Origin of the sequence: Edaphobacter aggregans DSM 19364 (genome assembly GCF_000745965.1) — a bacterium.
GTDB classification, from domain to species: Bacteria; Acidobacteriota; Terriglobia; order Terriglobales; family Acidobacteriaceae; genus Edaphobacter; species Edaphobacter aggregans.
The window spans coordinates 371010-383955 of sequence record NZ_JQKI01000001.1 but is presented as its reverse complement, the minus strand read 5'-3'; the positions used below and the strand labels follow the sequence as shown (position 1 = coordinate 383955).

Genomic DNA, 12946 nt, shown 5'->3' with positions numbered 1-12946 from the left:
GGTAGTCCTCCCCCACAAAGCCGCGGCACGCGCAACATCGCCGCGGCCGGTGCATTCGGTGAACTAAAGGGAAAGGCCCGCCATCACGGCGGGCTTTTACTTTCGGCGACACCGCCTTACTTCGCGAGCAGCTTTTCCACTTCGGGAACCGACTCCACCTCAGGAAAGACCGTCGAGTGTGTCAGCTTACGGAACTTCTTCGCCTCTTCCGCACGCGCTGCTTCGACTGATGCAACGATTTGCTCTGCCTGCGCGCCGAGGATCAGGCGCATCGGCAGCTCGTCCGAGTTCGCCAGCTTCACAATCAGTGCGGCGATGCGCTTGGGATCGCCCTCCTGCTTGCCCTCGATCGCACGCATCAGCTGGAACTTCGATCCGATGGTCTCCTGGTACTCAGGCAACAGTTCCATCTCATCGCGCCCTGCACGCTTCGCCCAGTTGGTACGGATTCCGCCCGGCTCCAGCGTGCACACCTTCACGCCGAACGGTGCAACCTCCATCGCCAAGGAGTCACTGAAGCCTCCCACCGCCCACTTGGCTGCGTGGTACGGCGAGTTGCCGGCCATGCCCAGCCGTCCGCCAACCGACGAGACCTGGAAGATATATCCGCTGCGCTGCTTTCGCATCACGGGAATCGCGGCGCGTGTCGTGTAGACAACGCCCCCGAAGCAGGTGTCGATTACAGCCTGAAAGTCTTCGCTGCTCATCTGTTCAAACGGAGCCAATTGCCCGTAGCCTGCATTGTTCACCAGCACATCCAGGCGTCCGAACGTATCGACGGCAAGCTTCACTGCCGCCTGCGCCTGAGCCTCGTTGCGAACGTCCAGCAGCACTGGCTTCACGCGCGATCCGTACTGTGCCACCAGCTCGTCCAGCTCCTCCAGTCGCCGTGCTCCTGCAACCGCGCTGTCGCCGGCAGCAAGCGCCGCCTCGGCGATATCGCGGCCCAACCCGTTTCCACTACCTGTAATCAGCCAAATCCTGGACATCGTTTTTGCCCCTCCACAACAATTGATACAATAATGAGCAAGTGGTTGCTCATTTATTTACGAATAGACAATTCCTACGAAATACGGTTGCTTGTCAGCGCACAGCGCGCCAGAACAGCGCGAATCCCCGCTCTGTCAGACCTCTGCGCTGTTTTGGGTACCGCGCCGCAAAGTCCAGCGTCGCCTCCTGCATCGCCGCCATCGTCGCCGCGCCGAATCCCTTCGGAGTTCCCTGCAGCGTCTCCCTGGCTTCGAGTTCGGCAAACATGGAATCGAGCGCTCCCCGGACCTCCGCTACTCTCTCTCTCGTCTCCACGGTCACTGCGTCAGAGAGAGTCAGCTGCACGGACACCTTCCGCCTGTGCGGCGACTCGATCGCCCACCCGAGAGAAGCCGACCACACGTGCCATGCCCTTTGTTCAAGGCTCGCCTTCTGCGGAAAATCGGCGTTCACTCGCGTGAAGACCTCCGACTTCAGCTCTACATACAGCTCGTTCAGCAGCTCATCCTTGTTTGCGAAGTACGTAAACAGAGTGCCCTCCGCCAGCCCTGCGCGCTTTGCGATCTTCGCCGTCGCCGCGCTGAGCCCGGACTCAGCGATCTCCCCCACCGCCGCATCGAGAATCGCCCTGCGCTTCTCCGGATCACGTCTCCGCGCCATCTTATCCGCTCCTTACACTGCTTCGGCAGGCTTCGGCACAAACGCCCGTGCTACCAGCGAAACTCCCAACGACACCAACACGCCCTGTATGATCAGCAGCGCGTTGTACCTCCACCCGAGTGCGGCAAACGACAGCACGACGCCCCACATATAGATCTCGCCCAGAAACCCCAACCCCCACGACGGCCGCGCCCCCGACTCCGGAACCCGCGCCCTGAGTGAAGGAACGATTCTCGGAACCGCCGCGCAGTACGCCCGATACGGCTCCCCCAGCTTCGCCTGAAGAAAAGCCTCCTCCGCAAGCATCAGCCGCAGCTGAACCAGCCCGATCGCCACGATCGTGAACAGCGCTCCGCTCGGCAGCATCAGCAGCGCCAGCGCGAACGTATGCAGAAACGTCCCCAGGTACAGCGGATTCCGCATATGCCGATAGGGCCCCGCCGCCACCACGCGGTCGCCGCGCATCGACGCATCCTGCACTACACCCGGGCTCAGATAAGCCGCTCCCCACGTCCGCAGCACCGCACCGGCCAGCGCAAACACCACCCCCAGCGCCAGCACTACGTCAGTCGACGCGCTGAAGCTCATCCACCCCGCGCGAGCCGGCCACGACGCCAGCCACTGCCACGTCCGCACCGTGTCCAGATGCAGCCAGCGGTTCCACGGAGCGACAAACCCAAGCACATAGACGACTGCGTGAATCAGATATCGAAGACGAAACTCGAGAGCAGATGCTTTCATTGCAGGCGCTGAGCGCAAAGATTCCTTTGTGTGAGTTCGTGTGGTGTCTGCTTCTAGTCTAGTGCGCCGTCTCGTTCTTGTGACCATGCCCGCCTGGACGCAGTTAGAATGTGCCCGTGAACCCTGCACACCGAAGCTGCCTTCTCGCCGCCGTGCTCCTCGTCCTTTGCTCCATCGGCGCGATGGAACCCTCCGCCACACCTCCAGCCGCACCCAACCTCGCCGATCTCGCTCCAGCCATCACCCCCACCGCCCGCCTCGACATCTCCTGGTGGGCCGAGCGCCACACACGCATCGTCGACGCCGTCCGCGCTCACACTGACGCACAGCTCCTCCTCCTCGGCGACTCCATCACCCAGAACTACGACAAGGCCAACCCACCCGACGAAGACTTCCTCCCCATCTGGAAGCAGTTCTACGAGCCTCGCCGCGCCCTCAACCTCGGCTTCAGCGGCGACACCACTGCCAACGTCCTCTGGCGTATCACCCACGGCGAGATCGATGGCCTCCGCCCCCGCGTCGCCATCATCCTCATCGGGACCAACAACACCGGCCACGCCCACCAGACCGCCGAGCAGACCGAGGCGGGCATCGACAACATCATCGCCACGCTCAGCCAGCGCCTTCCCCAGACCCGCCTTCTCCTCCTCGGAATCCTCCCCAGCGACATCTCGCCGGAAAAGACCGCCGCCGACCAGGCCGTGAACCAGTACCTCTCCGTCCGCTATGGCAAGAACACCGGCCGCAACGCCAACCTCGGCGTTAACCAGGAGCCCCGCGTCACCTTCCTCGGCATCAGCTCCGTCTTCATGACCTCACCCGGAGTCCTCAACACCGCCATCTTCTACGACCCCCGCCTTCCCACTCCCGGCAAGCCCCTCCACCCCGACACCGCAGGCCAGCGCCGCATGGCCGAAGCCATCGAGCCCACCCTCGCAAAGCTCATGGCCGACACGCCGCGCACAGCCAAAGATCCGCCCGGCAACCCTTCCGCCAATAGGCAGCCAGGTCACTCATACTGATCGTGCACCTTGGCCCAGTCCGGAAGCGAGTGATGCGGCCCATACTCCTCACGCCCCTTCGGCAGCACATCGAAGTAGCCGTAGACTCCCATGAACTGCTCACTGCCGCGCCCAAACGTTCCGTACGTACGGAAGATCTCGCCCTTCGCGTTCTTGTAGAACACGCTGTGCCCGGAAAGCGTATACGTCTCCGGCCCAATCCTGTGCTCGCGGAAGTTATAGATCGTCTTCCCCGCCTTCACCTCCTCCGGCCGGAAAGACACATGAAAGTCGTAATTGAAATCCGACTTGTACGACGACACCCAGATGAACTTCCACCCCATCCGCTTGCGCACCGCCTCGATCTCCTCAATCGGCGCCCGCGCCACCGCCACATACGACATGTCGTGATGCTCGAAGTGAGGCAGCAGCCCGTCCACATGATCGGACTCGAGCGAGCAGCCCTCACACTGCCACTCCTGCCCCGGCTCCATCATGAAGTGCTTCATAAACAACTGACTGTGCCCACCGAACAGGTCCTTGAGCGTCATATCGCCCTGCGGCCCCGTAAACGTGTAACTCTTCTCCACCTTCACCCACGGCAGCGCCCGTACCTCTGCGGCCAGTTCATCGCCGAGGCGCATGTACTGCTTCTCCTTCTTCATCAGCGCCAGCCGCTGACTCAACCATTCCTCCTCCGAGACCACGGGATGTCGCGAAACCGACTCCTCATTCCGCCGCCGCTCCTCCACAACCGCTGCCGCAACCTTCGGATCATCCATAACACTCATCGCCATCCCTCCTGACGACAAGCTAGGACGCCTCCACCGCATCCCTACGTTTACCCCCGGCGGACCCACTCGTCACAAAGAACCGGACCAGTTGCCCAAATGCTGCCTCATCGCAGGGTCGGATCGCTTGACCATTACAATCAGATCAGAAGCCGTTTATTTTCACCTTTCAATTGAGGCCCTCCTCGCATTCAAGGAAGATTCCATGCAGACCGAATTAGAGATCGACTTGAAACAGTCCGATCTGCTCCATTCCCTACTCCGCGAACTCCAAAAGTCGTTTATGCGCGGCACCTTTGCCACCGCCGGCTTCATCCTGGTCGGTATCGGCTGGCTTGTCACTGCGAAAGATTCCGCACCGTTTCTCAAGGACTATCCTCACTTCGCATGGATCGTTGCACTCGCGCCCATCCTGGGGGCCGTGCTGTATTGCTATGCCGCGTGGCTCGTTCACAGACGATCGCAAAATACAGTCGCCGCGCTTAGACGGTTCGACATCATGCCGTCGGAGATCTACGAAAGCACTATCGTCAGCCGCGGTCAGTTCTTCATCTTTTCCGGAGGAATTGTCCTTCTAAGCATGATCCTGGGAGGCTGCATCTACTTCGCGGCTCATTCCTCTCCCGATGAGGACGAAACCGACGAGGACGAAACCTTCATGCAGGTAGCCCTTCCGCACACAGAGATCCAGCTAATCCAGCCTCATTCACAGTTTTCAATTTTTTCCCCGAACATCCGGTTGTTTGATCCTCTCACTTAGACCCGATCGACAACCTCAGATATCCGTAGGATCTCCCAACTCATCATTCAGCCGGTAGGCTTCCCGGGCGAGCCGTTCTGCGATCCCGGCGACCACGATATCCCCTTTGCGATACACAACGGTCGCCATCTCATACTTCCCACTCGGCTTCAGCAGCGGCTGCATCGGCACCAATCGCTTTCCCCGCCAGAAGCCGAAAAGCACGCGCTCCTCCTCCGCTCGAATCAGAAGCACTGGACCATTGGCGAGATAGACAAGGTGCCCCCACTTGATCACCTCTTCAAAGAGACCAGTCTCTGTCACAGCAGTGCGCAACCGCTCGACGAAGGTACGCTGCCAGCCCCGAAGGCCGGCAACATAAGCGTCCGCATTTGACACGGCCAATTGTTTCTTCATGAATCACTGGATGATACCTGAGACTTTAGGAAGAGGAAATTCACTCAATTTGTGACTAATAAAGTTACAAATTACTCCGCCTTCGACCCCAGCATCTCCAGCAGAGCATCAAAGTCCTCAAGCCCCGAGTACTCGATAATCACCCTGCCCTTGCCCTTCTTGTCCTCGATCTTCACCTTCAGCCCCAGCGTACGCCGCAGCCGGTCCTCTGCCTCGCGAACATTCGGGTCCGCGGCCTGCTCCTGCGCCTGCTTATCCTTCTTCTCGCGAACCTCAGGATTGATCAGCCCCTGAACATAGTTCTCCGTCTGCCGCACTGACAGCGACAGCGCCATCACCTTCTGGGCTGCCGACGTAATCTGCTCCGGCGAATCCAGCGCCAGCAGCGCCCGCGCGTGCCCGAACGTCAACTCACCCGTCTCCACCTTCGCCTGCACGCCTTCCGGCAGCCGCAGCAGCCGCATGAAGTTCGCCACCGACGCGCGCTCCTTGCCCGTCTTCACCGCCATCTGCTCCTGCGTCAGCTTGAACTCGGTCGACAGCCGCTGATACGCCCGCGCCTGCTCCATCGGGTTCAGGTCCGTGCGCTGCAGGTTCTCGACGATGGTCATCTCCAGCACCTGCTCGTCGTTTACCTGCCGCACGATCGCCGGAATCGTCGTCTTGCCCGCCTTCCGCGAGGCCAGCCACCTCCGCTCGCCCGCGATCAGCTGATACCGCGACGGCTGCTGTCCCGGACCGCCCGAGGGCGAGGGAGGAAGCACACGAACGATCACCGGTTGCACGACACCTGTCGCCGTAATCGAAGCCGCCAGTTCCGCCAGCTGCGCCTCATCGAAGTGAGTCCGCGTCTGCCAGGGGTTGCGCTCAATGTGGTCCAGCGCGATCTCCAGCGGCTTGCCCGTCGGCTCGGCCGCAACCGCCGCAACGGAGGGAACGACCGCGGGAGCAGCGGCAGCGGGACGGGAGGGAAGCAGCGACTCAAGCCCCTTGCCCAGGGCACGGCGTTTTGTATCAGGTGTTGCGGTCGGCATAGTGCAAATCTCTTTCTAATTTGGAAGAAACAATCTCAATCAGACCTGGGAAACTTACTTCGACCAGAAGCGGGACTTCTTCTGCGGAGCCTGGAACGACTTCAGCGAGCTGGCCGCCGCGGCAGCCGCAGCCTTCCGCCGCTTCACCTCGGGCGACTCCAGGCCGTTGCGGCTCAGCAGCTCCAGCGCCAGCTCGCGGTAAGCCTCGGCCCCCCGCGACTTAGGATCATACAGGGCCACCGGCTTGCCGTGGCTCGGTGCCTCGGCCAGCCGAACGTTCCGCGGAATCGTGGTCTTCAGCAGCTTGTCCGTAAAGAAGCCCTTCAGGTTCTCCGTCACCTGCATCGCCAGGTTGGTGCGGTCGTCGTACATCGTCATCAGCACGCCTTCGAGCACCAGCCCCGGGTTGAACGCCCCCGTCACCTTGTCCAGCGTTGACATCAGCTCCGAGATGCCCTCCAAGGCAAAATACTCCGCCTGCATCGGCACCAGCAGCCCGTCGGAGGCGACCAGCGCATTCAGAGTTAACAGGTCCAGCGCCGGCGGACAGTCCAGCACGATAAAGCGGTACTGGCTGCGGACCGGCTCAATCGCGTCGCGCAGCCGAAACTCACGCTTCTCGGCCGAGATCAGCTCGATCGTCGCTCCAATCAGGTTCTTGCTCGAGGGAACCAGCTTCAGGTTCTCGATCTCCGTGGGCTGCACCGCCTCGGCCAGCGTGGTCGCACCCATCAGCAGGTCGTAGGTGCTCAGGCGGGGCTCCTCGCCCTCGGCCTGCCTCGTTAGACCCAGCCCTCCCGAGGAGTTGGCCTGCGGGTCGCAGTCGATCAGCAGCGTCGGGATGCCTTCAAGTGCGAGCGATGCAGCCAGATTGATCGCCGTGGTGGTCTTACCCACGCCGCCCTTCTGATTGACGACTGCGATGACCTTCGACTCGGGCTTGTCGGGCTTCGGGGACGGAGCAGACTCATCCGGAGCTGGCTTCGAACTGGCGGGCTCTTTGGACATCGTGTTGCCGGGACGTGGTTTATTCGTGGGATGAAGGGTAATCATTGCGCTTGAAAGAAGGTTATCGGGAGGGGACAGCGGTGGCAATGCTGTAATGCTGTGCAGAAGTACCCTGAGGCTGTGGAGAACGTGTGGAAACGCAAAACGCTCCACAATTTGAAGGGTTTCCGGGAGGTCCGTGTGGAAATCTTTGTTCCACGTGGAACATAGATCGGCAAGCGACGAGCCCTAAGGGGAAACACCGATCTGCACCGATGACACCGATCTTTCGCCGATTGGTTCCGCCCTTAGTTGATTGTTCCAATCTCCAACCGATGGTTCCACCCTTATGTTGATCGGTTCTACTCATGTTGACTGTTCCACGTGGAACACAGCCCTGATTCCCGGACGCCATCCCTGCCCCCACCCGGCCCTAACATAATGATGGCATTGGCGTTTCTATCCAAATCCCACGCCTTTAAATCGGTGCTGATTGTTGTTAAGCCTTAGCGAAACCCCTGTTCCACGTGGAACATTTCAGGACCGCAGCGCACGAAGCAGAACCCCGGAGTCGCTGCCGGGCAGTCGGATGGGAGTATCTGCCGCGAATCCAGCTGGAAACTCCGGGATAGACGTCGTCAGCAGGACGATCTGTCGCTCCGCACGCGGAGCCGCCGCCGCGAGCGCCGCCGCCATATTGTCGACTGCCCGCAGGGTCAACGTATGGAAACGCCGTCCGTCGGGCAGATCCTCCGCCCGTCCAGCCCAGACCTCAACGTTCCTCAGGTCGAGACTCCGGACCACCTCACGCAAAAAGGTCGCCTTCTTGTTCTGGGACTCGGCCAGGGTCACGGCGATCCGCGGATGCAGCAGCGCAATCGGAAGTCCCGGGAATCCAGCCCCGGAGCCCAGGTCGAGCAAGGCTTCGGGAAGAGGATCGCCCAGATGGGTTCCAGTGAAGAGGCTCTCGCCGAAGTGGCGCCGCACGATCTCCTCCGGCGAGCGGATCGCCGTGAGGTTCGTTCGGGCATTCCAGCGAAGCAGGAGATCGAGATAGGTGGAGAACTTCGAGGGAAGCCCTTCCTGGACAGTCAGATACGGCGTGAGAAGCTCCGCGATTGTGGATTCAGAGAGTGTAGGCATCGCCGACTCTCAGTATCGCAGAATGTTCCACGTGGAACATTCCCGGAGCAATCATCCCGGAGTGTTCCACGTGGAACACTGCCTATCTGGACTGAACCACCGAAGTATGGATGGCGCGAGGCTTCCAGGCCGTGGCCTCCGCGATGAAGCGCTCAAAGATCGCCCGGGAGGCCGCGCTGATCTCGTAGCTGCGCTCCGGATGCCACTGCACCCCGAGGACAAAGTGCGCCTTCGGGTCGTGCGGGTCCTGTCCGCCCTCAACCGCCTCAATCACGGCGTCCTGCGGGCAGCGCGCCGTCACGCGCAGGCCGTCGCCGGGAATTCCGATGGCCTGGTGGTGGCTGGAGTTGATGGGAAGCCGCAGGAAGCCATCCTCCTCGGGAGCCTCGTCCTTGGGGACGATCTCGCCCAGCAGGGACTGCGGGGCCACCGCCGCGGTGTGGGCCACGGCCACGGTCTTGCCCGCCGGATGATTCACCGGCATGGGAGCGAGGTCCTGCACCAAGGTTCCGCCGCGCCATACGTTTAGCGACTGCACCCCGAAACAGATCGCCAGGATCGGCTTATAGAGGTTGTGGGCGTCCTGAATCAGCAACTCGTCGACATTCTCGCGGCCCGGATCGGCGGGGTTGCACTCCGGGATGGGCTCGTGCCCGTACTTGTGCGGGTTGACGTCGGCCGGCGACCCGGGAAGCAGGACCCCGTGGCAGGTGTTAATAATGTCGGCGGTCTCGCGCGGCGAGGCGTCGAGCGGAATGGCGACAGGCTCGCCTCCGGCCCGGGTAATCGCCTCGGCATACTGGGGCCAGGCGCGCTGGTTGTACTCAAGGTTGCTCGTGGTGGGGACAGGAATGGCGATGCGCGGCTTCATGGTTGTGAGTCAATGATACGTCCAGACGTCTGGGGACGGAGCCGGAGGCCACCCAGTCCAAAGACGGCCAATGGGCCCGTTGGCATCTTATCGGACATGCCACAGCGAGGCGAAACCTCGCTGCGACTCTCGGTACGACGTTTTCCGGGAGGTCCCAATGAAACTTCACGTGCAGCTTCTATCAGTTGTGATGAGTGCGCTGACAGTCAGCGCGTGGGCGCAGTGTTCGAGCCCGAATCTAAAGCCGGTTTGGGAGGCGGAGAAGGGCCAGTTCCGATGCATCGATCCCACCCATCCGGGCGACTCGGCAAAGGACGAGACCGTTCAGCCAACCGGAGATAAGGAGACCTGCGCCGCGGCGCGCGACAACCTGCAGGCGGTGTGTCCTCCTTCGGGCGAAGGGAAGGCCTGCCGGAGCCAGGCGAAGTCGATCTACAACGCGTGCAAGCGCGGCAAGGGAGAGGCGGGATCGTCGAGCTCTCCAAGCTCTACGTCCTTTCCAGCAAAAACTACGGACTCGGCGACCTGCATGACGAACTTCCAGCAGCAGCAGCTGGCATGCAACTCGCGCAGGCTGCCGCCGCCGGCGCCGGGGCAGATGAGTCCTCCGGACACGTGCCTGCAGGATGCTATGGCGGAGCAGAGGAGGTGCCTGGCGAACAGCCGCTAAAGCTCTGCCGTGACTCCCTGGTGCGCAGGGTGATTTTTAAAATAGGTCTGGGTGATGACGGAGAGCAGGCGCTCGGTGAGGGCGTCGGCGTCGCGGGTGGTCAGGCCGGTAGTGGGGATGGGTTCGCCGACGATGATGGCCAGCGGGCGCGGGTGCAGGTGGTAGGTGTGCATCGGGAGCAGCTCGTAGGTTCCGATGAGGGTGATGGGGACCAACGGGACCTGCGCCTTGATAGCCATGTAGGCCGCTCCGGAGACGAAGGGCTGGGTCTGGCCGTGGGGGGTGCGGCCGCCTTCGGGGAAGATGACGAGCGGGAGGCCGTGTTTGAGGGTCTGGACGCCGCGGTTGAGGCTGGCGACGGCGTTGCGCGCGCTGGACTGGTCGACCGGGACCTGCCCGGAGTGGTGGAGGTACCAGCCGATGAAGGGGATCTTCCAGAGGCTCTGCTTGGCGAGGATGCGGAACTGGAAGGGGAGCCGCGCGAAGAGGACCGGGGTGTCGTAGTAACTAAGATGGTTCGCGGCGTAGACGGCGGTCTCGTGGATGTGGAGCTTCTCCTTGCCGATGAGGGTGATGGGGGAGAGGGAGAGGAGGAGCAGCGAGCGCGCCCAGAGGTGGGCGATGAAGTGCTGCTGGCGGCCGGACTTGTCCCACAGGCCGCAGAGCAGGGAGATGCAGCCGAAGAAGGTCGTGGAGATGGCGATGAGGGGGAGAAGGACGAGATAGGTGAGCCACCTGAAGAAGGCCGGGGCTGGCGGACCGGGGTGAGCCTCTGATGGAGCAGGGGTCAGGGCTGTCGATTGTGTCGGTTCAGGCACGCTTTGGCATCCTTGGACTTCAGTGGCGCTTCGAGCAAAAATGCGGGGGTTCCTCGCTCCGCTCGGAATGACGACTCCTCATTATCTGGCGACTAATTATCTGGCGACTCAATTATCTATGGCTTGGGCAGGGAATGAGGCTGCGCAGCTCGCCGATGAGGTAGAGGGAGCCGGTGGCGACGATGAGGCCGGTGGCCGGGGTGATGCGGCGGGCCTCGGTGAGGGCCTCGGCGACCGAGGGCGCCGTTTGGACGGGTATCTCGAGGTCGCTTGCGGCTGCGGTGAGCTCTTCGAGCGACGCGGCGCGGGGACTCGCGATGGGCGCGAAGAGGATGTGGTCGTGCGGGCGGTCCGGCGAGGAGGAGTCGAAGAGTGGGAGGAGGATCTGGGTCATCTCGCGGATGTCCTTGTCGCGGAGGCAGGAGAAGATGAGGGTGCGGGGGAGGTCGTCGGGAAGCTGCGCGAGGGCGGCGCGGAGGGTCCAGGCTCCGGCGGGGTTGTGGGCTACATCGAGCAGGATGGGGGCGGAGTTGGCGAGGGGGAGGAGTTCGAGTCGGCCGGGCCAGCTGGTGTTGCGAATGCCCTGTTCGATAGCTCCTGTTGGGATTTTGTAACTCTTTGGGTTACTTTTTTGTAAATTGTAACCCATTGGGTTACGTAACTCCTCCACCGCAGCGATGGCGAGGGCGATGTTGCGTTGTTGGTGCTGACCGATGAGTGGGGAGTTTACTGTGAGTGGATTGCCTGCGAGGGTGACGGTGTAGTGGTTGCGCGGGAGTAGCTGAGCGACCGTCTGTGGCACCTCAGGCGATATGCGGGGGTTCTTCGCCTTCGGCTCAGAATGACGGGGCTGAGGGGAAGGAATTGGTGTGGGGGGGATGTAGTTGGCGGCGCTGATGGCATGGAGGTCGAGGTCCACGGCGGCCTCGCCGATGGCCTGGTTGGCGTCGGGGTGCTGGGGCAGGGTGACGAGCGTGCCGTGGGGACGGAGGATGCCGGCTTTTTCGCGTGTGATCTCGGCGATGGTGTTGCCGAGGTACTCCTGGTGGTCGAGCGAGATGTCGGTGATGATCGAGAGCAGCGGATCGACGATGTTGGTGGCGTCGAGGCGTCCGCCGAGGCCGACCTCGAGGATGGCGATGTCGGCCTTCTGCTCGGCGAAGTAGAGGAAGGCGAGGGCGGTGAGGGTCTCGAAGAAGCTGGGGTGGTTGGGCAGGGACGGGCCGTCGCTGCCGAGCTGAGCTCGAGATACGAGGGCTTCGCCGGCGGTGTCGACCTGGAAGTAGAGCCGGGCGAAGTCGTCGTCGGAGATTGGGGCGCCATCGATCTGGATGCGCTCGTTGACGCGGGAGAGGTGCGGCGAGGTGTAGAGGCCGGTTCGGTAGCCAGCGGCCTGGAGGATGCTGGCGAGCGTGGCGGCGGTTGAGCCCTTGCCATTGGTCCCGGCGATCAGGAGGGAGGGAAAGGACTTCTGCGGGTCGCCGAGGGCCTGGGCGAGGATGCGCATGTGGTCGAGGTCGAACTTGCGGCGAGGGGCGAAGGAGGAGGGTTCGGGGGCCAGCTCGAGGCCTCGGGCGTAGAGGTGATCGACCGCTGCGGAGTAGGACATGGAGATATTTTAGGCGACCGCGCCACGACGGCGGGGTCGGTGGGGTCGGTGGGGTCGGGGGGCGAGGCGGTTCGGGATGGGAAGGCATAACGCCGACGGGGGAGGGAATGACCCGAAGGTGGGATATCGAGCGTGGTTCGATGGGCGGATAGTGTGGAAATGCTGCTGTTGAACGAGGCCTTGGGGGCTTGACGAATCCGGGCCTGTTGTGCCCCGGCGGCTTGTACGGCGCTGGAGCGAAAGGAGTTGGCCAATGAAGTTTGCTTTGATTCTGCCGTTTGTTCTGATTGCCGTAGCGCCGCTGGTGGGACGCTGGCGGGCGAATGTGTGGCTGAGCAAGAACGTAAAGCGGACCCGTACTCAGCAGGTGACGGCGGAGCTGGCAGAGAACCCAGCCCGCTAAAGAAGTAGAGTAAGCACAAGACGACAGGACCGCAGCGAAGAGCTGCGGTCCCTTTTTTTGATCAACGCGCGT

At 62.2% G+C, this 12946-nt stretch carries 15 protein-coding genes; 4 read left to right on the top strand and 11 right to left on the bottom strand.

All coding sequences use genetic code 11. From position 1 onward, the window contains the following. Positions 1 to 116 precede the first annotated feature (116 nt). The 3 genes from Q363_RS01795 to Q363_RS01785 form a co-directional block, all read right to left on the bottom strand. On the bottom strand, positions 117 to 989 hold the full coding sequence (locus Q363_RS01795) for an SDR family NAD(P)-dependent oxidoreductase (protein ID WP_035347336.1): 873 nt from the start codon (positions 987 to 989) through the stop codon (positions 117 to 119). Between the two features lie 94 nt (positions 990 to 1083). Next, positions 1084 to 1650: a TetR/AcrR family transcriptional regulator gene (locus Q363_RS01790; RefSeq protein WP_035347334.1), complete on the bottom strand. Its 567-nt coding sequence runs from the start codon at positions 1648 to 1650 to the stop codon at positions 1084 to 1086. A 12-nt stretch (positions 1651 to 1662) separates the two neighbouring features. Then, positions 1663 to 2391 carry a methyltransferase family protein gene (locus Q363_RS01785; RefSeq protein WP_035347329.1) on the bottom strand — a complete coding sequence of 243 codons (729 nt, stop codon included), beginning with the start codon at positions 2389 to 2391 and terminating at the stop codon, positions 1663 to 1665. A 116-nt stretch (positions 2392 to 2507) separates the two neighbouring features. Between Q363_RS01785 and Q363_RS01780 the strand changes: the two genes are divergently transcribed. Then, positions 2508 to 3413, top strand: a complete 906-nt coding sequence (locus Q363_RS01780; RefSeq protein WP_211256101.1) for a GDSL-type esterase/lipase family protein — start codon at positions 2508 to 2510, stop codon at positions 3411 to 3413. Here Q363_RS01780 and Q363_RS01775 read toward each other — a convergent pair. Continuing rightward, complete coding sequence (locus tag Q363_RS01775) at positions 3401 to 4183, bottom strand: DUF899 domain-containing protein (RefSeq protein ID WP_211256100.1); 783 nt, start codon at positions 4181 to 4183, stop codon at positions 3401 to 3403. The genes Q363_RS01780 and Q363_RS01775 overlap by 13 nt on opposite strands. 205 nt (positions 4184 to 4388) lie before the next feature. Between Q363_RS01775 and Q363_RS01770 the strand changes: the two genes are divergently transcribed. Next, a complete protein-coding gene (locus Q363_RS01770; RefSeq protein WP_035347327.1) occupies positions 4389 to 4943 on the top strand; it encodes a hypothetical protein in 555 nt (184 codons plus the stop codon). 15 nt (positions 4944 to 4958) lie between these two features. Here the strand turns inward: Q363_RS01770 and Q363_RS01765 are convergent, their stop codons facing one another. The 5 genes from Q363_RS01765 to Q363_RS01745 all read right to left on the bottom strand — a co-directional run bounded on the left by Q363_RS01765 (position 4959) and on the right by Q363_RS01745 (position 9374). Continuing rightward, positions 4959 to 5339, bottom strand: a complete 381-nt coding sequence (locus tag Q363_RS01765) for a DUF1801 domain-containing protein (protein WP_035347326.1) — start codon at positions 5337 to 5339, stop codon at positions 4959 to 4961. Between the two features lie 71 nt (positions 5340 to 5410). After that, complete coding sequence (locus tag Q363_RS01760; protein WP_035347325.1) at positions 5411 to 6373, bottom strand: ParB/RepB/Spo0J family partition protein; 963 nt, start codon at positions 6371 to 6373, stop codon at positions 5411 to 5413. A 54-nt stretch (positions 6374 to 6427) separates the two neighbouring features. Then, positions 6428 to 7381 carry a ParA family protein gene (locus Q363_RS01755; RefSeq protein ID WP_084079837.1) on the bottom strand — a complete coding sequence of 318 codons (954 nt, stop codon included), beginning with the start codon at positions 7379 to 7381 and terminating at the stop codon, positions 6428 to 6430. A gap of 516 nt (positions 7382 to 7897) precedes the next feature. Beyond that, entirely contained in the window at positions 7898 to 8503 is a 606-nt protein-coding gene (gene rsmG / locus Q363_RS01750) for a 16S rRNA (guanine(527)-N(7))-methyltransferase RsmG (protein ID WP_035347323.1), read from the bottom strand. Between the two features lie 82 nt (positions 8504 to 8585). Next, complete coding sequence (locus tag Q363_RS01745; protein WP_035347322.1) at positions 8586 to 9374, bottom strand: gamma-glutamyl-gamma-aminobutyrate hydrolase family protein; 789 nt, start codon at positions 9372 to 9374, stop codon at positions 8586 to 8588. Positions 9375 to 9531: 157 nt separating this feature from the next. On the opposite strand from Q363_RS01745, the gene Q363_RS01740 reads away from it, so the two are divergent. Next, the gene (locus tag Q363_RS01740) at positions 9532 to 10044 is read left to right on the top strand and encodes a hypothetical protein (protein WP_035347319.1); all 513 of its coding nucleotides are present in this window, start codon (positions 9532 to 9534) and stop codon (positions 10042 to 10044) included. Here the strand turns inward: Q363_RS01740 and Q363_RS01735 are convergent. Both Q363_RS01735 and Q363_RS01730 read right to left on the bottom strand, forming a co-directional pair. Beyond that, a complete protein-coding gene (locus Q363_RS01735; RefSeq protein WP_084079835.1) occupies positions 10041 to 10862 on the bottom strand; it encodes a lysophospholipid acyltransferase family protein in 822 nt (273 codons plus the stop codon). The two genes, Q363_RS01740 and Q363_RS01735, sit on opposite strands and share 4 nt — an antisense overlap. Before the next feature lie 112 nt (positions 10863 to 10974). Next, positions 10975 to 12471, bottom strand: coding sequence for a bifunctional folylpolyglutamate synthase/dihydrofolate synthase (locus Q363_RS01730; protein WP_035347317.1), 1497 nt, complete (start codon positions 12469 to 12471; stop codon positions 10975 to 10977). 253 nt (positions 12472 to 12724) lie between these two features. Here Q363_RS01730 and Q363_RS39990 point away from each other — a divergent pair, with 253 nt between their 5' ends. Further along, a complete protein-coding gene (locus Q363_RS39990; protein WP_157466467.1) occupies positions 12725 to 12874 on the top strand; it encodes a hypothetical protein in 150 nt (49 codons plus the stop codon). Positions 12875 to 12946: the final 72 nt, after the last annotated feature.